15 protein-coding genes and 1 pseudogene are annotated in these 17,676 nt (G+C 35.1%); 14 read left to right on the forward strand and 2 right to left on the reverse strand.

What is annotated here, in order from left to right:
* The first annotated feature begins 121 nt into the window (after nt 1-121).
* A complete protein-coding gene (locus QUF99_RS12595) occupies nt 122-976 on the forward strand; it encodes a hypothetical protein (protein WP_289370458.1) in 855 nt (284 codons plus the stop codon).
* Between the two features lie 202 nt (nt 977-1,178).
* Here the strand turns inward: QUF99_RS12595 and QUF99_RS12600 are convergent, their stop codons facing one another.
* Nucleotides 1,179-1,709: a cysteine hydrolase family protein gene (locus tag QUF99_RS12600; RefSeq protein WP_289370459.1), complete on the reverse strand. Its 531-nt coding sequence runs from the start codon at nt 1,707-1,709 to the stop codon at nt 1,179-1,181.
* A 544-nt stretch (nt 1,710-2,253) separates the two neighbouring features.
* On the opposite strand from QUF99_RS12600, the gene QUF99_RS12605 reads away from it, so the two are divergent.
* The 10 genes and pseudogenes from QUF99_RS12605 (at nt 2,254) to QUF99_RS12655 (ending at nt 13,747) form a co-directional block, all read left to right on the forward strand.
* Entirely contained in the window at nt 2,254-2,433 is a 180-nt protein-coding gene (locus tag QUF99_RS12605; RefSeq protein WP_289370460.1) for a small acid-soluble spore protein H, read from the forward strand.
* Nucleotides 2,434-2,696: 263 nt separating this feature from the next.
* Nucleotides 2,697-3,749: a pyruvate kinase gene (locus tag QUF99_RS12610; RefSeq protein ID WP_289370461.1), complete on the forward strand. Its 1,053-nt coding sequence runs from the start codon at nt 2,697-2,699 to the stop codon at nt 3,747-3,749.
* Nucleotides 3,750-3,936: 187 nt separating this feature from the next.
* A complete protein-coding gene (locus tag QUF99_RS12615; RefSeq protein WP_289370462.1) occupies nt 3,937-5,715 on the forward strand; it encodes a DNA/RNA non-specific endonuclease in 1,779 nt (592 codons plus the stop codon).
* A 333-nt stretch (nt 5,716-6,048) separates the two neighbouring features.
* The gene (locus QUF99_RS12620) at nt 6,049-7,110 is read left to right on the forward strand and encodes a M4 family metallopeptidase (protein ID WP_289370463.1); all 1,062 of its coding nucleotides are present in this window, start codon (nt 6,049-6,051) and stop codon (nt 7,108-7,110) included.
* A gap of 39 nt (nt 7,111-7,149) precedes the next feature.
* Nucleotides 7,150-7,467 (forward strand): protealysin inhibitor emfourin, encoded by a 318-nt coding sequence (locus QUF99_RS12625; RefSeq protein ID WP_289370464.1) that lies wholly within the window; start codon nt 7,150-7,152, stop codon nt 7,465-7,467.
* Nucleotides 7,468-8,036: 569 nt separating this feature from the next.
* Nucleotides 8,037-9,725 (forward strand): peptidoglycan-binding domain-containing protein, encoded by a 1,689-nt coding sequence (locus tag QUF99_RS12635; RefSeq protein WP_289374637.1) that lies wholly within the window; start codon nt 8,037-8,039, stop codon nt 9,723-9,725.
* 82 nt (nt 9,726-9,807) lie between these two features.
* Nucleotides 9,808-10,854: a SpoIID/LytB domain-containing protein gene (locus QUF99_RS12640; RefSeq protein WP_289370466.1), complete on the forward strand. Its 1,047-nt coding sequence runs from the start codon at nt 9,808-9,810 to the stop codon at nt 10,852-10,854.
* 370 nt (nt 10,855-11,224) lie between these two features.
* Nucleotides 11,225-11,465 (forward strand): annotated as a pseudogene (locus QUF99_RS12645) (DDE-type integrase/transposase/recombinase); the annotation flags it as partial.
* 192 nt (nt 11,466-11,657) lie between these two features.
* The gene (locus QUF99_RS12650) at nt 11,658-12,587 is read left to right on the forward strand and encodes a patatin-like phospholipase family protein (RefSeq protein WP_289370467.1); all 930 of its coding nucleotides are present in this window, start codon (nt 11,658-11,660) and stop codon (nt 12,585-12,587) included.
* 212 nt (nt 12,588-12,799) lie between these two features.
* Nucleotides 12,800-13,747 carry a DNA-binding transcriptional repressor DeoR gene (locus QUF99_RS12655; RefSeq protein WP_289370468.1) on the forward strand — a complete coding sequence of 316 codons (948 nt, stop codon included), beginning with the start codon at nt 12,800-12,802 and terminating at the stop codon, nt 13,745-13,747.
* A gap of 59 nt (nt 13,748-13,806) precedes the next feature.
* Here QUF99_RS12655 and QUF99_RS12660 read toward each other — a convergent pair whose 3' ends face one another.
* A complete protein-coding gene (locus QUF99_RS12660) occupies nt 13,807-14,169 on the reverse strand; it encodes a hypothetical protein (RefSeq protein WP_289370469.1) in 363 nt (120 codons plus the stop codon).
* Nucleotides 14,170-14,333: 164 nt separating this feature from the next.
* Between QUF99_RS12660 and deoC the strand changes: the two genes are divergently transcribed.
* The 3 genes from deoC to QUF99_RS12675 all read left to right on the forward strand — a co-directional run bounded on the left by deoC (nt 14,334) and on the right by QUF99_RS12675 (nt 17,674).
* Nucleotides 14,334-15,005, forward strand: a complete 672-nt coding sequence (deoC, locus tag QUF99_RS12665; RefSeq protein ID WP_289370470.1) for a deoxyribose-phosphate aldolase — start codon at nt 14,334-14,336, stop codon at nt 15,003-15,005.
* A 112-nt stretch (nt 15,006-15,117) separates the two neighbouring features.
* The gene (locus tag QUF99_RS12670) at nt 15,118-16,299 is read left to right on the forward strand and encodes a NupC/NupG family nucleoside CNT transporter (RefSeq protein WP_289370472.1); all 1,182 of its coding nucleotides are present in this window, start codon (nt 15,118-15,120) and stop codon (nt 16,297-16,299) included.
* A gap of 73 nt (nt 16,300-16,372) precedes the next feature.
* Nucleotides 16,373-17,674 (forward strand): pyrimidine-nucleoside phosphorylase, encoded by a 1,302-nt coding sequence (locus QUF99_RS12675; RefSeq protein WP_289370474.1) that lies wholly within the window; start codon nt 16,373-16,375, stop codon nt 17,672-17,674.
* Nucleotides 17,675-17,676 lie beyond the last annotated feature (2 nt).

Here is a 17,676-nt window from a genome sequence, read left to right on the forward strand (position 1 = left end):
GCCACCGAAATGATTTGAAAAATGGAAGAATCAGTAACGTCTATAGATTTTTTCCCTGAGAAAGCTAACATCATGATTAACATCCCAAAAGTAAAAATTAATACAGGAGAAGTCAAATCAGATGAGCAATAAGATATTTTACAAAATCCTTACTGTTATTCTTTTATTATGTTGTATCATTCCCCATCCAACATATGCACTTAAGTGGGAAGACGATGACACTCCCATCAGTTTTAAACTTGAACTGTTACCCTGGGATTACGTCGATAAAATTATTCCTAATAAAACAAAATTCACCATTGTAGATGTTGAAACAGGATTGTACTTTAATGTTCAGCGAAGAGCTGGGAATCAACATGCCGATGTACAACCATTAACAAGGAAAGATACGAAAATTATGAAGAAAATCTACAGTGGGGAGTGGAGTTGGAAAAGGAGAGCAATCATTGTAGTAGTTAATGATCAGATGATTGCTGCCTCCATGCATGGTATGCCACATGGGGCAGGCGCACTGCAAAACGGTTTTCCTGGTCACTTTTGTGTTCATTTCTATGGAAGCATTACACATCGTTTGAAAAATGAAGATCCTTCTCACAAACTAATGATATTGAAAGCAGCTGGTAAGATTGATGAATATTTAAATACGGTAAATCCGTATGAACTTATAAATATTTTTACAATCGCCATTAACCAAGGGGATCGACAGTTATTAAAAATGATCCTTTCAAATTCTGGTTATTCTAAACGCTTTGATGAAATTTTAAAGGATATCACATATTTGAGGGTTAACATTCTCTCGACACCATCATCTGAAGGTATAAATGAAATGATATTAGTTGAAATACCGGTTCAAATAAATATTTATACAAAGAAACAGGATCGGAAAAAAAAGAGGATCAATTTTATCATCAGAAGAGATAGTTTAACGCACCGTTGGCTAATTGATCAAGAACTTCTATATAAATATTTGAAATAAGAGATTGTGAAGACAGTGATAAAAAAGTCGTTTGTCCACTGGCAAACGACTTTTTATGGTCAATTGATTGCCATTCTACTCTGTTCCAAACTATACAAAAAGACACCCAAGAGCTATCGAGGGTGCTACTTAGCCTGATGGTGATATGGGGATATCCCTTTTATTTGATGGGTATGTGACAGACTAAAATATGGAAATATATCTAAAATTCAACGGTATCAGCTTTCTTTACATCAACGAACCACTGACCAAGTACATGATTGTGATGATCAATAATTTGAGATGCGGATAAAATTGGAGAGTCGTATGTACTATGTCCATCTTTCACAAGAATAATGTCATATCCAAGACTATATGCACTCCGACATGTTGCATCTATACAAACCTCGGACTGGATTCCTGTAATGACGATTCGTTTTATGTTTCTTGCATCTAATTCTTGTTGAAGCTTTGTTTTATGAAACGAATCGGGATGATTTTTTTCAAAAATAATGTCTTTTTCTAATGGCGCTATAGATGCATGAATCTCCCAACCAGAGGTTCCTCGTTCAAGAGGGGTTCCAGGCTTATCGTTATACTTCATATAAATAATAAGAGTCTGAGCTAAACGGGCTTTTGAAATTAACAACTGAATGTTCTTTAATAGTTCCGTACCTCTGTATAATGATTTTTTTTCGTGAAAAGAACCGGTCTGTACATCAACAATGAGTAATGCAGTACAACTTGTTACCATGAATATACCTCCCAATATTCGTTTCTAAATACAAAAGTTAAACATACGCAAAATAACAAATATGCATCTTTAATATACCTGAAATGAACTGTGAAATTGTGGATAATCATAATTTATCATAAGGGAATGATTTCACTAGGAAACATAAAGTATATTCCAAGAAATACAATACAAATTAAATAATCAAATGGATATATTAACAAGTGGGAACTCCCTTTTACATAGGATGAAAAGTCTTTCTTAATTTATACGGGAACGTTTTTACAAGAAAAAGCCAATTCATATCAACAAGTATTTCAAACAAACAGTAAATTATGAAAGAACTGCAAAGTGTTAACAATGATATTGTGAAGAAAGAATCTGTATTATATACATTGTTTAACATACATACGTCAACAAGTTGAGAGTTCTCAACAATTGCCCCGTTAGTTAAGTAACCATATTTAGAATTAGCTCCCTGTTTGTTTAATATTGAGTAACAAGAATACTTAAGTAGTTTGAGGTAAATATTATGATTGTTATAAATCAAAAGGGGGTTATTATAATGAACAAACAACGAGCACAAGAGATTTCTGTTTCCCCAGTTATGGCTAATGTAACCTATAATGGGGTTCCAATTTATATTCAAAATGTGGATGAAAATAATGAAACAGCTAGAATCTATCCTCTCAATGAACCAAATAATGAACAAGAGATTCCTTTATCCAACTTAATAGAACATTAATTAGTTAAATGTTTCGCCAATGAATAATAGCTTTCAATACAAACACCACTCACAGTGGTGTTTGTATGTTTGGTCAAGCTTATTTTCCATCTTCTTCAATTATCATGCTCCGTTAGCTTAATAAGAATAAAAAGAAGAATACCCGTTAATGCGGAATAAAAAACATTTTGATCACTTTATGCTTTAAATTACAAATCGATGTACCGAAGATATTATTTTTACCTCCCATATGGGAACCATAAATCAAAAGGATGGTGAAAAATATGACGATTGATCGAATTTGTACGATTGGACCAGCCAGTAACAATAAAGATACATTGTCTAAGTTAATAAAAAACGGTATGAATATTGTTCGGTTAAATTTATCACATGGTTCACATGAAAGTCATAAGGAAGTGATTCATTTAGTAAAATCTTTGGATGATTCAATCAAAATTCTAGGTGACCTACAGGGACCCAAGATAAGATTAGGGGTTATTGAGGAAAATCAAATTACACTTCAAGCAGGGGATACCTTTATTTTGTATATTAATTCCGTCTCAGGAAGCAAAAATGGAGCAAGCGTTGATTATTCAGGTATTGTGAATGATGTTAAAGCGGGAAATAGAATTCTCATTAATGATGGACAAGTAGAGTTAATTGTGGAAAAGGTAGACGAGGAAAAAATAGAAACAAAAATAAAGACAGGTGGTAATATTGCTTCCCATAAAGGAGTGAATTTACCAGGTACAACCGTTAATTTGCCGGCTATTACAGAAAAGGATAAAAAGGATATTCATTTTCTTTTACAAGAGAATGTTGATTTTATTGCATGTTCATTTGTTCGAAAACCTGCTCATATAAAGGAAATTCGAAACTTTGTACTTCAAAAAAAAGAAAACCCACCAAACTTAATTGCCAAAGTTGAAACAATGGAGTCCATCCAAAATTTCCAAGCTATATGCAATGAAGCAGATGGTATTATGATTGCAAGAGGAGATTTAGGAGTAGAATTACCTTATCATTTTATTCCGCTTCTACAAAAAGCAATGATTAATGAGTGCAATCGTACAAATACATATGTCATTACCGCAACTCAAATGCTTCAATCCATGATTGACCACTCTATTCCTACAAGGGCTGAAGTTACAGATGTATTTCAAGCTGTACTCGATGGAACAAATGCTGTTATGCTTTCCGCCGAAAGTGCATCGGGTGACCATCCGATTGAAAGTATCGAAACATTGCGCCTAGTTTCCCACTTTGCCGAGTGCGTAAAAAAAGATGCGCCCTTTGATATGGTAGATATGTTGAAATTATTAAGTAATTCCCTTTAGTATCATCGTATTTTAGAAATATTTAAATTTTCATAGAGGTTTGTTGTCGGAGAATAGGCGGTCAGTAGGTAATCATTCGCATTATTTAATTATATAACAAAATTGCATAATGCAATTGAGGATAGGAAATATATAACGTGAAATGAAGAGCTGTAAACCTTTTTCACGTATTTTAAGGAGGTTAAACATGTCTATTATACGATTTGATGAGTTTCAGAAATTGAATAGTGCTCTTGTAGCTATGCAACAACAAAAAGCACTACAGCGTTACATCGAACGATCCAATGAACGTGAGCACATCGCTAGTGAGCTAAAAACTAAAAGTCCTTTTGAAGTAGAGACGCCCGAGCGGATCGCCTCTCGTAAGGCGCTTATTCATCCTCGTGATGGACTAGCGATAGAGCGTCTGATTGGTCAAAATGATTTGTTTCCTATTTCTTATCTTGAAGCGGGCCTTAATGCAGCTAAATCTGTTTGTAGGATTGAAATACGAGATAGTATTGGGCGGGTTCTCGGACATGGTACGGGATTTCTGGTTTCGCCTTCCTTATTGCTTACAAATAATCATGTTTTAGACAATGAAGATATGGCATTGTTTAGTCTCGCAGAATTTAACTATGAGCTTGATCTGAACTTAAAGGAACGTCAGATTAAGAGTTTCCGTTTTGCACCCAAGCGTTTATTTATTACTGATGTAGACCTTGATTTTACATTAGTCGCTATCGAAGAAGTGTCTGCTGACGGAACGAAGTTGAGTGATTTTGATTTCTTGCCTCTCTTGTCACAAAGAGGGAAAGCTTTAGTTGGTGAATATGTATCAATCGTTCAACATCCTTCGGGTGCACCAAAAGCTGTAGCTATAAGAGAAAACAAAATTACAGATATATTTGACGACTATATTCACTACTCAACAGACACGATGGAAGGTTCATCTGGCTCACCTGTGTTTAATGACGAATGGATTGTCATCGCTCTCCACCATGCCGGTGTTCCAGATCCAAACGATAATACAAAATTTATATCCAATGAGGGCATTCGAATAAGTAGTATTTTAAAATTTGCTACGGAGCAATGCCACGGTTTAAGCGCTGATAAGAAAAAGTTAGTTAATGACATGTTGAAGGATAGGAATTTTATTGATCATAAACTTGAAGAGATGCTGGATGAGGAATCGACTGGTTATGACACAAAATTTCTTGGTAATAATTACGAAGTTCCGCATCCGAAATTTAGATCTGATCTTGAACAGGACATAGCACCTGTAAAGAATGGAGGTAATGTATTAAACTATACACACTTTTCAATTGTTATGAGTAAATCACGTCGTTTAGCTTATTACACTGCGGTTAATATTGATGGAAAGCAACTGATTGATATAAAACGTGAGAAAGATAAATGGCATTTCGATCCACGTATTGAAACGAGATTCCAGTGTGGTTCGGAGCTATATCAAGGCAATGATATTGATCAAGGACACCTTGTACGCCGACGTGATCCTGTATGGGGAAATGCAGCAAAAGAGGCAAATGAGGATACATTCCACTTTACAAATTGTTCTCCACAACATAAAAATTTAAATCAAAAAACTTGGCTAGATTTAGAAAATTATATTTTAAACAATGCTGAAAACTCTAAACTTAAAGTAACGGTGTTTACTGGTCCAATATTTCGGAGTGATGACATCGTTTATCGAGGAGTTCAGATACCAGCAGAATTCTGGAAAATCGCTGTGATTGTTAAGGAAGATGAGAGTTTATCTGCTACGGCCTATATACAATCTCAGAAAAATCTTATTGATAATTTGGACTTTGCTTACGGTGAATATAAAACATATCAAATACCGGTTTCAAAAATTGAAGCATTGACAGGTCTTGATTTTGGAGATTTACGAAATCATGATCCAATAGCTCGATTAGAATCCACAATAGGTCATGTCATTGAGACTTCCGAAGATATAAAAATTTAAAATTTGAACATAATACTAAAGTTAATTAGTGTCTTGAAAAATGTTTTTTATCCCGCATTAACGGGCAGTAATACCCCCACCTCAAAGTTCGGCAGGAAGCAAAGAAGTTAGGTGGGAGATAAACTGCCCGTAAAAGCCCGATTGGTGAGGGCTAATGATCAGTGGGGGGGAAGAAAACCCCCACTTGATCAAAGTTTCACTTTATGAACATGCATTCAAAACAAGAGTGGATTAGGGTATTTGCAGGGATCTACTAACAAATGTTTAAACTTCATGTAATGAGATCAAGCTAATAAAGATGTCTATTACTATTATCATGAAAGGGTGTAAAATTTGCCTACAAAACGTTGTTCGCATAAGAATTGTCAATGTTTTATTGTACCTAACTATGTTCTGGAGAATTTAGCACAAAACGAAGTAGAAGCAGCACGAATCAGTTTAGCGAAAAGTCGACAAATTCGAAAACGCAGAATCTTGAAAGAATATGATATTACTGGTGTTGTCGCCTTAACTGATGCAGGAACAGGACCACGAGGTGAATCTGCTCGCCATGTATACGATTGTAAAGGGGCAACCAAACTTCGGGTGAATGAGGTTAGGAAAGAAGGAGACAGATCAAGTGGAGATACTGTAATTGACCATGCGTACGATTATGTTGGAGTTGTACGTGACTATTTCAAGAATGTGTTTCACCGTAATTCTATTGACGATAAAGGACTTGATCTTATTCTTAATGTTCACTATGGGCATAACTTTCAAAATGCCTATTGGGACGGTGATGAAATGGTGTTTGGTGATGGAGATGGAGTTATTTTTACCAGTTTTGCAAATTCACTCGATGTCATTGGGCACGAACTTACACATGGTATTACTCAATTCACTAACGGATTAGAGTATGAAGGCCAGTCTGGAGCTTTGAATGAACATATTTCGGACGTGTTTGGAATTGCAATTAAGCAATCTTATTTAAAGCAAACAGCACAAGATGCGGACTGGTTAATTGGGGCTGATATAATGGGGCCAACACTAAAAGGACAAGCCCTTCGTTCAATGAAAGCACCTGGTACTGCATTTGACAACAAACTAATGGGTAAGGATATGCAACCTGATCATATGAAAAACTATTATCAAGGAGACCGTGATCACCATGGTGTCCATATTAATAGTGGTATACCAAACAAGGTGTTTTATCTTGTATCCATGGAGATTGGAACAGATGAAGCAGCTTTGATATGGTATAATGCAATACAAAGCTTATTTGCAACTACAAACTTCAATCAATTTGCGCAAATCGTAATTAAAGCAGCACAAAAACTTGTTGATAGTGGAGAAGTTCCTAAAACGGCAGCCAAAACAGTAGAATCTGCTTTTAAAAATGTTGGACTATCTTATTAGTCATATTCTTTATCATGAATTGGAGGCTCAATAATTAACATGCACATCCAATTTAGCTGTATCGGGGGAATCGCTAATTTTAACTTAACCTTTCAGGCAGATACGGTCGAATTATCAAAGGAAAAAGCTAAGAAATTACTTGATTTAACCAAGCAAGCTAATCTTTTTAGTCTTAAACCAAGTCAAGGGGAGGGTGCTACAATCCAAGGAGCGGATGCTTTTTCTTACCAGTTAAGGATAGAAGATGGAGAGAAGCAAAAGTCCTTTTCATTTACCGATGTAACAGCTCCGCAGGAAGTGCGCCCCTTATTGGATTATTTACGTAATTTGGCTATTGCAGAAAAAATGAAGGAATAATAAAAAAATAACATTTAAGTTGCTAGTGTATGATAAAGTGATGATTTTTCTCCATTATATTATTCGCGTACTTTTGTTGTCTAAAAAGCATATCTTCAGATATGCTTTTTTCTTTTTTAATTGTTCAATTGCTATAGCATAAGGCTGGGTTCTTATCCTTGTAATGACACGAGGTTTGTAACCTTTGTATTTTAGAGATAGTTTAACTGTTTAGCTTGATGGAGATGGAGTGCTATCCCAAGTTTTGGGCATTTCTTTGTATTAAAAATTATAGGGTGTATTTGGAAAAAGAGATATAATAGGCGATTTTTTATATAAAAATAGGCGATTTTACGATTCCCATAAAATACACTTGAGCATAATATTTTGGATAAAGGCCCTTATTTGTTTTGTTCATTTACTAGAGATGAGGTGTTTAAAGTAATGTTTACAAATAAAACAAAATTTATAAAAAGGAGTGAGTAAAATTGGAAGATTATAACTCTAATCAAGATTTTTCAGAGAACATTATAACAACCCCCTTGAAAAAAGGCAGTCTTAAAGATATAAAACCGAGTGACATAAATGATATGAATGAACCGTTGTACCGACAACCGAGTGGTAAATTATTTGCAAAAATATACGAAAAGGACACAGAAAAGCCCATTAAGGATGCTAAAATATCGATTTATGAAATGACAGAAGAAGGGCAAATTGTGACTTCGCGACAAAATAATATTATTACATTGCATACTGACGAATTTGGTGAAACCCATACTATTGCTTTACCTGCTCCTCCTCAAGAATATGCTTTAGACCCTTTGGGTCCTAAGCCATACCGTGAATATACGATAGCAATTGAAGCGATAGGGTATGAACCTGTAATAGTCCGTGGTGCACAAATTTTTGCCGATGTTACGGCAAAACAAACGATGGAAATGATACCTGTTAGTGAAACGGCAGGGCGTCAATCTGTGAAAATAATCGATATTCCTGAACATAAATTAATAGGACAATACCCACAGCAAGAAATACAGCCGCAATCACAACCTATAAGACAGAATGGTGATTATGATGTTTTTATACCCGAGTTTGTTATTGTCCATGATGGGCATCCTAATTCTCGTGCGCGAAGGTATAAAGTGAAGTTCAAAGATTATGTAAAAAATGTGCTTGCACATGAAATAATTCCTTCGTGGAAAAAGGAAGCTCTTCTAGCCAATGCTTTTTGTATTATGTCTTTTACCTTAAACCGTATATACACCAGACATTATGAGGCGAAAGGGTATACGATAACAAGTAGTACAGCGGTTGATCAACAATATACTCATGGTGGGAATACTTTTGAAGAAACTGATAATGTAGTAGAGGAAATATTTAAGCAATATATTGCAAAGCCTGGAATAGTTGAACCACTTTTTGCACAATATCGTGCTGGTAAGAAGACCCCTTGTCCGTATGCAATTCGGCCGGGAATTCTATATCAGTGGGGGACTGCATGTCTTGCAGAGCAAGGAAAGAATTATATGGAAATTTTGAAATATTATTATAAGGAAGTGGAAATTCGTTTAGCTGAATTTATACAAGTTGTAAAGCCGTTCCCTGGATTTAATTTAAAAGAAGGAGATCAAAAAGAAGCTGTTCGAACTATTCAAAAGTACTTATATCACATAAGGAAAAAGTATAAAGATATTCCTGAAATAAATGTGAGTGGAATATTTGACCTGAATACAACAAATGCAGTAAAGAGTTTTCAAAAACATTTTCAACTTACAGAAAACGGAGTTGTGGATGAACAAACATGGAATAAGATTACTGATATATATGTATATGTGATCAATCTTCCAGGAACTTTCCCAATTCTACAAGCAGGAAGCCGAGGGGAAAGTGTGAAAATATTACAAACTCTGTTAAAGAAATTTGGATTCTATACAGGAGACGTAGATGGAGTTTTTGGAATGGGAACTGAGAAATCGGTAAAAGAATTTCAGAAAGTTAAAGGTTTTACTGTTACAGGAATAGTACGAAAGGAGCTATGGAGAGTTCTTGAAGAGTTGCAGTTTTCTGTAAGGGAGTCGCGAATTTCTTTACCTAACGTAACAAATAATTCGATGTTTCATGAGACACATGCAAGTTTGAATGGAAATCAACAGAATCCCTCTTCGTTTACAAATTCATCGTCTATTTATTCATCCCACACACCATTCATCCCGAATACATCAGTATATCAAAAATCAACATATCCCTATTATGGAAACGGTTATTATCCTTTTTACTAATTAGTAAGTTTGTTAAAGCTGTTAATTAATACGTGCAAGGGATTGCCCAATTAAAATAGCTGTATAGGAAGGAGGCATTGTATTGATTGGATATAATCCTTATCAACAAGATTTAGTAAAACGGTCATTTTATCAAAATCCCCATTTTTATAATGAAGAATATTATAATCACGCTGCAGAATGTTTTTATCGTGCGTCGACAGGTAAGCTAATTGTATCTGTTTATGAAATGAATACAGAAAAGCCGATTAAGGGGGCTGAAGTATCAATTCGTAAGCAAGAAGGACACAGTCCCATTATCACTACACTTCAAACGAACGAAATTGGTCAAACCAATGTCGTTTCTTTACCAGCGCCCCCTAAAGAGTATGCCTCAGATCCTCTAGGACCAAAACCTTATTCCGAATATATTCTAACTATTGAAGCTCCTAATTATGGAGTCAAAGTAATTCGAGGTGTACGAATTTTTGCGGATACTACAGCGAGACAAAAAGTTGAAATGGCTCCTATTATTCGGACAGGAAATCAGCAATCTATAGAGATTATTGATATACCCAAACATAAATTAACTGAACGATACCTAGAACGGCAACTTCAGCCACAGTATTCTAGTTCTAGTTGTCTTCCTTCGTTTGTATATAATGTTAAAATACCGGAGTTTATTATAGTCCATGATGGTGAGCCTCATGCCCAAGCTCCGCGATATAGGGTGACATTTAAAGATTATATAAAAAATGTAGCTGCTTCTGAGGTATATCCCACATGGCCGAAAGAAGCTCTGAGGGCCAATATTATTTGTATGACATCTTTAACATTGAACCGTATATATACGGGGCATTATTTTGGAAGAGGATTTACAATTAGTAGCTCTGCTCAATTCGATCAATCTTATAATCATGGTAAAAATAATTTTGCAGAAATAGATGATATAGTTGATGAAGTATTTAATCAGTATATTGCCGAACCTTACAGTATTGAACCGTTATTAATTCCATATTGTAGTGGAATAAGAGTTTGTCCAATTGGATATTTTAGTAGATGGGGAAGTAAGCATCTTGCCGATCAAGGGAGAGATTATTTGAGTATTATTAGAAGCTATTATCCCGTAGCAGAGATTCGTTTGGTATAATTTGAAGTTAACAGAGAAATTTGAGGGGGATATTTTACTAGAGGCTAAGAATAAAAATCTTAGTTCTAGTGCAAAACCTCAATGCTTCTCTCAACTTAAAAAGATGGGTATCAGAAAAAGCTAATCGACTTTTAGGGGAAGCATTATCAACCAGAAATCATTCTACTCGCAGTTTATTTCGAGATTTTGAAGAAATGTTGGAAGAGCATGATTTATCCCGCATTAACTGCCCGTAAAAGCCCGATTGGTGAGGGTTAATTATCAGTAGGGGATGAAGAAAACCCCCACTGATAAAAGTTTCAATTTATCAATCTCTTATACAATAATTACGCGCTAGATTCATCAATAAGATTTGGAATTAGATAAGTGAGTTCGCCGCCATCTGAAGAAACAAATAACTTGTGGCGAGCCGATGAACCATATATTAAAGTAAAAGGAAAGTCGATGTACTTCTACCATGCCGTAGATTATAAAAGAAACACGTTTGATTTTTACCTCAGTAGAATATGAAAAGACTGTAAAACGCTTTTTAAGTTTGGCAGTCTTTTCATGTTTCTAAGCCACGTGTCATAACAGTTGATAAGAATCCGACGTATCCTGTAGCAATAGAAGAATCAATAAAATTTCATAACATAAATATAGTAATATGGTTTTTGATTTCACTACTACATAGACTCTTTCAACTGATTCGAGGTAAAGAACATGTACATAAAGAATGTTCTAATATATGTATAAACATTTATTTTATCGACATTCTACATAAATGAATACACTATTAAACCTGAAGGAAGGTTTAACATAAAATGAAACTAGATGGCGTTTTTGAAGGTGGAGGAGTTAGAGGCATTGGACATGTTGGTGCCGTTTGTGCATTAGAAGAAGAAGGATATGAATGGGCACGTTTAGCAGGAACCTCTGCAGGTTCCATTGTTGCTGCACTTCTAGCATGTGGCTACACAGGAAAAGAATTAAAAGAAATCATTGGTAATTTGGATTATACAAAGTTTATAAGCAAAACATGGATGCATAATATTCCTCTAATCGGAAGAGGATTGAGTATTTGCTTTCAAAATGGTTTATATAAAAATGACTATGAAGAAGAATGGATAGAATCTTTATTACTAAAAAAAGGTTTCCGTTATTTTGATGACTTAGGTAATGATGGGAGATTGAAAATTATTGTTTCAGATATCAGTAGTGGAAAAATGGTAGTAATACCTGACGACTTATCACAATATGGACTATCACATAAGGATGTCACGATAGCTCGAGCAGTAAGGATGAGTGGAACCATCCCGTTCTTCTTTCAACCAGTAAAATTAAGGATTCCTAAATCAAAACACCCTTGTTATATCGTAGACGGTGGAATTCTTAGTAATTTTCCTATATGGATATTTGATGACCGTCCAGAATGGCCTACATTTGGATTTCGCTTAGTAAAAGACGAAATTATTGGGAAACCTATTGAGGATGGAAATCCTATCTCTATGTATAAAGCCATGTTTAAAACAATGATGCAAGCCCATGATCTTCGGCATCTTACACCTGAGGCTAATGCACGCACCATCAAAATCTCTACCGGGAAAATTGTAAGTACCAATTTTCGTTTAACTCCTGAAGAAAGAGAAAAACTTTATGTATTTGGTTATCAAGCGGCTAAAAGTTTTCTTGAAAAGTGGGATTTTGAGGAATATAAGAAGAAATACGCAATTACTAATAACTCTTCAACCTAAAAAGACTTCACACATTGGAGTCTTTTTTATTATAGTGGTTTATATTCAAATACAAACTCTATTCACCGATATTATTTGAAAAATAATTTACTCTTGAAATTTTGGCTACCAATTTAGATGGTCGAATTTTCTGGAATAAAGCGGTATAATGCTTGTAAGTACAATGTATGTAAGGATAGAAAAATGTAAGAAAGGATACATAAATAGCTAATATGGATAAAGAGAAACAACAATTAAGCGTTGAAGTTGCAAGGTTATATTACCAATCTGATTATAGCCAACAAGAAATTGCTAATAAGCTGAATATCTCGAGGCCAACAATTTCAAGATTGTTAAAGTATGCGAAAGAAAAAGGGTTTGTTCAAATCAATATAGCTGATCCGTTTGCTGATTTAGATAATGTTGGAAACCTACTTAAAGAAAAATATAATTTATTAGAAGCACATGTCGTGTTTTCTCCGGTACCAGAGTATGCGACTATTACGGAATATATTAGTAAATATGCTGCTGAATATATGGAGAAGACTGTTTCAAATGGTGATATCGTAGGGGTGAGCTGGGGGACGACAATGTATGAAATCGCCAGGAAAATTATTCCTCAGCATGTTAAAGGGGTAGAGGTTGTCCAATTAAAAGGAGGCATTAGTCATTCAAGTGTAAATACATATGCGAATGAAACGATTGCTTTGTTTGCAGATGCCTTTCAAACAACACCACGAAATCTACCACTTCCAGTTATATTTGATAATGCAGTGACAAAGGAATTAGTGGAACAGGATAGACATATCCATCATATTATTGCAATGGGAAAACAAGCGAACATTGCGATTTTTACGGTCGGAACTGTTCGAGATGAAGCGTTATTATTCCGATTAGGTTATTTGGATAAGGAAGAAACGAGCTTATTGAAAAAACAAGCGGTTGGTGACATTTGTTCACGCTTCTTTGATGGAGACGGCAATATTTGTAGCGAAGAAATTAATCAGCGTACAATTGGAATTGATTTAGAGGAACTAAGATTAAAAAAACGTTCCGTTCTTGTTGCTGGAGGCTCTAGAAAAGTGAAGGCAATTGATGGTGCGTTAAGCGGTGGATATGCGAATGTATTAATTATAGATCAGCATACCGCAAAAGAGTTGTTACATTATCAAAAAGAGTAGAATAAAAGGCTCTCTCAAAAGTATTACTTTGGGAAAGCCTTTTTGAATATATATTTTTTTTAGTATGAATAAATAAGGGTATAGTACCTCGTATAGTATTTATAAGAAACGCTCTTCGATTGATCTCCTTTTTCAAAAGTTAGAGAGTTAGCCATTATATCTCTTTCCATGAAACTCCAACCATCTTCTTCCATCATATCGATAAACGGTTCCATTTTTCCACGTTTCACTAAGTAAGGATATTCATTGTCTATTGGCTCGACGGCTACCATTTCTTTATCTTGAATAACCATTTTTGAAATAGCTATAGCAAATGGTATGGGGTTCCCTTCTTGGAAAATTACTTTCCTTTTTTGAAAAATAAATATAGATAGTGCGATGCATATTACTAATGCTAGTATAATGGGTTTCGATTTTAGCAAATGACCCACATCCTTTGTTTTCCATTTTATACTACAAATTAAGATTCGTTTTACTGGAGGGAATTTCCTTTTAAAAATATATGAACAAAATTTCAAAAGTATGTTTACATTTGTTCAAAGTAGAGTTAGAATGAAGTTGTTAAAAGATATGAGGAGTGAAGATAATGAACATTGCAAAGTTAATTGATCATACAGTTTTAAAACCGAATACTACGAAAGAAGATGTTATGAAAGTTTTAGAGGAAGCAAAGAAATATAATTTCGCTTCGGTTTGTATTAATCCTACATGGGTAAAATTAGCTGCTGAAGAATTGGCAGGACATGACGTGGATGTTTGTACAGTTATTGGATTCCCTTTAGGTGCGAATACGACTGAAACAAAAGTATTCGAAACAAAAGATGTAATTGCAAAAGGTGCAACTGAAGTAGATATGGTAATTAATGTCGGTGCTTTAAAAGATGGCGATAATGAATTTGTTGAAAAAGATATTTACGAAGTTGTACAAGCTGCAAAAGGAAAAGCACTTGTAAAAGTTATTATTGAAACTTGTTTATTAACAGATGAAGAAAAAGTCCGTGCTTGTGAATTATCTGTAAAAGCTGGTGCTGATTTTGTGAAAACTTCAACTGGATTCTCAACTGGTGGCGCAACTGCTGAAGATATCGCATTAATGCGCAAAACAGTTGGAGAAAATGTTGGCGTGAAAGCGTCTGGTGGCGTTCGTACACGTGAAGATGCAGAGAAAATGGTTGAAGCTGGAGCTTCTAGAGTCGGAGCAAGCGCTAGTGTTGCAATCGTATTAAATGACGAAAAAGGCGCTTCAGATAATTACTAATCAATAAATAGATAGAAGCAATAGATACACGAATTGTTGAATAGGCATAGTGTATCTATTGCTTTAACACTTGGAAAATATGTAAGCGGATACGAAGAGGAGGGAAAATTTTATGAAATATGTAATAGGGATCATAGGCTTGGTAATTACTTTAGGTATTGCGTGGCTTGCTAGTAATAATAGAAGAAAAGTGAAATATCGTCCTATCGTAACGATGATTGTACTTCAGTTTATTTTAGGTTTTTTACTATTAAATACAAGTATTGGAAACATACTAATTGGCGGAATCGCAGATGGCTTTGGACAATTGTTAAAGTATGCTGGTGATGGTGTTAATTTCGTATTTGGCGGTTTGGTGAATCAAAAAGAATTTTCATTCTTTTTAGGGGTATTAATGCCAATTGTTTTTATATCAGCTTTAATTGGTATTTTACAGCATATTAAGGTTTTACCATTCATTGTGAAATACATTGGTCTGGTTTTAAGTAAAGTAAATGGGATGGGGAAACTTGAATCATATAACGCTGTAGCTTCAGCGATTTTAGGACAATCAGAAGTATTTATTTCTGTTAAGAAACAGCTAGGGTTATTATCGGAAAGAAGATTATATACATTATGTGCGTCTGCAATGTCGACGGTTTCTATGTCTATAGTTGGATCATATATGGTGCTATTAAAGCCACAATACGTTGTAACCGCTTTAGTGCTTAACTTATTTGGTGGTTTTATTATCGCTTCCATTATTAATCCTTATGAGGTTACTGAGGAAGAAGATATGTTAGAAGTACAAGAGGAAGAGAAAAAGACCTTTTTTGAAGTATTAGGGGAATATATCATAGATGGTTTTAAAGTTGCTATTACAGTAGCTGCTATGCTAATTGGATTCGTTGCTTTAATAGCTTTCATTAATGCAATTTTTAAAGGAGTAATTGGTATCTCATTCCAAGAAATTCTTGGCTATGTATTTGCGCCATTTGCATTTATTATGGGGGTTCCTTGGCATGAAGCTGTTAACGCTGGTAACATCATGGCGACGAAACTTGTATCAAATGAATTTGTGGCTATGACAAATTTAGCACAAGGAAACTTTAATTTCTCAGGAAGAACGACTGCTATCATATCAGTGTTCCTTGTTTCATTCGCAAACTTTTCTTCTATCGGAATTATCGCTGGTGCTGTTAAGAGTTTAAATGAAAAACAAGGGAATGTGGTAGCGAGATTTGGCTTAAAACTACTTTTCGGAGCAACTTTAGTAAGCTTTTTATCCGCAACGATTGTTGGATTAATATACTGAGAGTTTAAGAGGTTTACTATAGAGAGCCTCTCTATAAACCAAAAAATAAAAATGAAAAGGATCGGTGATTAAGATGAGAATGGTAGATATTATTGCGAAAAAACGTGACGGTAATGAACTAACAACAGAGGAAATTGGGTTTTTTATTAAAGGGTATACAGACGGAACAATACCTGATTATCAAGTAAGTGCCCTTGCAATGGCTATTTTCTTCCAAGATATGTCCGACCGTGAACGTGCCGATTTAACGATGGCTATGGTTGAGTCTGGAGAAACAATTGATTTATCAGAGATTGAAGGGATTAAAGTAGACAAGCATTCAACGGGCGGCGTTGGTGATACAACAACATTAGTTTTAGGACCACTGGTAGCTGCTTTAGATGTACCAGTTGCAAAAATGTCTGGTCGAGGTCTAGGCCATACAGGTGGTACGATTGATAAATTAGAAGCGGTAGAAGGGTTCCATGTTGAAATTACGAAAGAGCAATTCATTGACATTGTAAACCGCGATAAGGTTGCAGTTATTGGACAAACTGGGAATTTAACACCTGCCGATAAAAAGATATATGCACTACGTGATGTTACCGGAACTGTAAATTCGATCCCATTAATCGCAAGTTCTATTATGAGTAAAAAAATTGCAGCTGGTGCTGATGCAATTGTACTTGATGTTAAGACGGGTGCAGGCGCATTCATGAAAACGGAAGAAGATGCGAAAGAATTAGCACATGCAATGGTGCAAATCGGAAATAATGTTGGACGTCAAACAATGGCTGTTATTTCAGATATGTCACAACCTCTTGGTTTTGCAATTGGTAATGCTCTTGAAGTAAAAGAAGCGATTGATACATTAAAAGGAGAAGGTCCAGAAGATTTAACGGAATTGGTGCTTGTATTAGGAAGTCAAATGGTCGTACTTGCTAAAAAAGCGAATACGTTAGAAGAAGCGCGTGAAATGTTGAAAGAAGTTATGAAAAACGGAAAAGCAATTGAAAAATTCAAAGAGTTCTTAAGTAATCAAGGTGGGGATAGCTCGATTGTAGATCATCCGGAAAAATTACCGCAAGCCAAATATGTAATTGATGTGCCGGCAAAAATTTCAGGTGTTGTTTCCAACATTGTGGCAGACGAAATTGGCATTGCTGCCATGCTTCTAGGAGCAGGTCGTGCAACAAAAGAGGACGAAATTGATTTAGCTGTTGGCTTAATGTTACGCAAAAAAGTTGGCGAAGCTGTAAAAGAAGGGGAACCATTCGTTACGATTTATGCAAATCGTGAAAATGTTGAAGATGTAAAAGCTAAAATTTATGAAAACATTTCTATATCAGATAAAGCTGAAGCACCTAAATTAATTCATACTATTATAACTGATTAATG

The organism is Bacillus sp. DX4.1, assembly GCF_030348195.1.
Lineage (GTDB): Bacteria > Bacillota > Bacilli > Bacillales > Bacillaceae_G > Bacillus_A.

Excerpts from the sequence above, each read along its gene's own strand:
- QUF99_RS12595 (WP_289370458.1), top strand. The coding sequence starts at position 122 with ATGAGCAATAAGATATTTTACAAAATCCTTACTGTTATTCTTTTATTA.
- QUF99_RS12600 (WP_289370459.1), bottom strand. The coding sequence starts at position 1,709 with ATGGTAACAAGTTGTACTGCATTACTCATTGTTGATGTACAGACCGGT.
- QUF99_RS12605 (WP_289370460.1), top strand. The coding sequence starts at position 2,254 with ATGAACAAACAACGAGCACAAGAGATTTCTGTTTCCCCAGTTATGGCT.
- QUF99_RS12610 (WP_289370461.1), top strand. The coding sequence starts at position 2,697 with ATGACGATTGATCGAATTTGTACGATTGGACCAGCCAGTAACAATAAA.
- QUF99_RS12615 (WP_289370462.1), top strand. The coding sequence starts at position 3,937 with ATGTCTATTATACGATTTGATGAGTTTCAGAAATTGAATAGTGCTCTT.
- QUF99_RS12625 (WP_289370464.1), top strand. The coding sequence starts at position 7,150 with ATGCACATCCAATTTAGCTGTATCGGGGGAATCGCTAATTTTAACTTA.
- QUF99_RS12635 (WP_289374637.1), top strand. The coding sequence starts at position 8,037 with ATGAATGAACCGTTGTACCGACAACCGAGTGGTAAATTATTTGCAAAA.
- QUF99_RS12650 (WP_289370467.1), top strand. The coding sequence starts at position 11,658 with ATGAAACTAGATGGCGTTTTTGAAGGTGGAGGAGTTAGAGGCATTGGA.
- QUF99_RS12655 (WP_289370468.1), top strand. The coding sequence starts at position 12,800 with ATGGATAAAGAGAAACAACAATTAAGCGTTGAAGTTGCAAGGTTATAT.
- deoC (WP_289370470.1), top strand. The coding sequence starts at position 14,334 with ATGAACATTGCAAAGTTAATTGATCATACAGTTTTAAAACCGAATACT.
- QUF99_RS12670 (WP_289370472.1), top strand. The coding sequence starts at position 15,118 with ATGAAATATGTAATAGGGATCATAGGCTTGGTAATTACTTTAGGTATT.
- QUF99_RS12675 (WP_289370474.1), top strand. The coding sequence starts at position 16,373 with ATGAGAATGGTAGATATTATTGCGAAAAAACGTGACGGTAATGAACTA.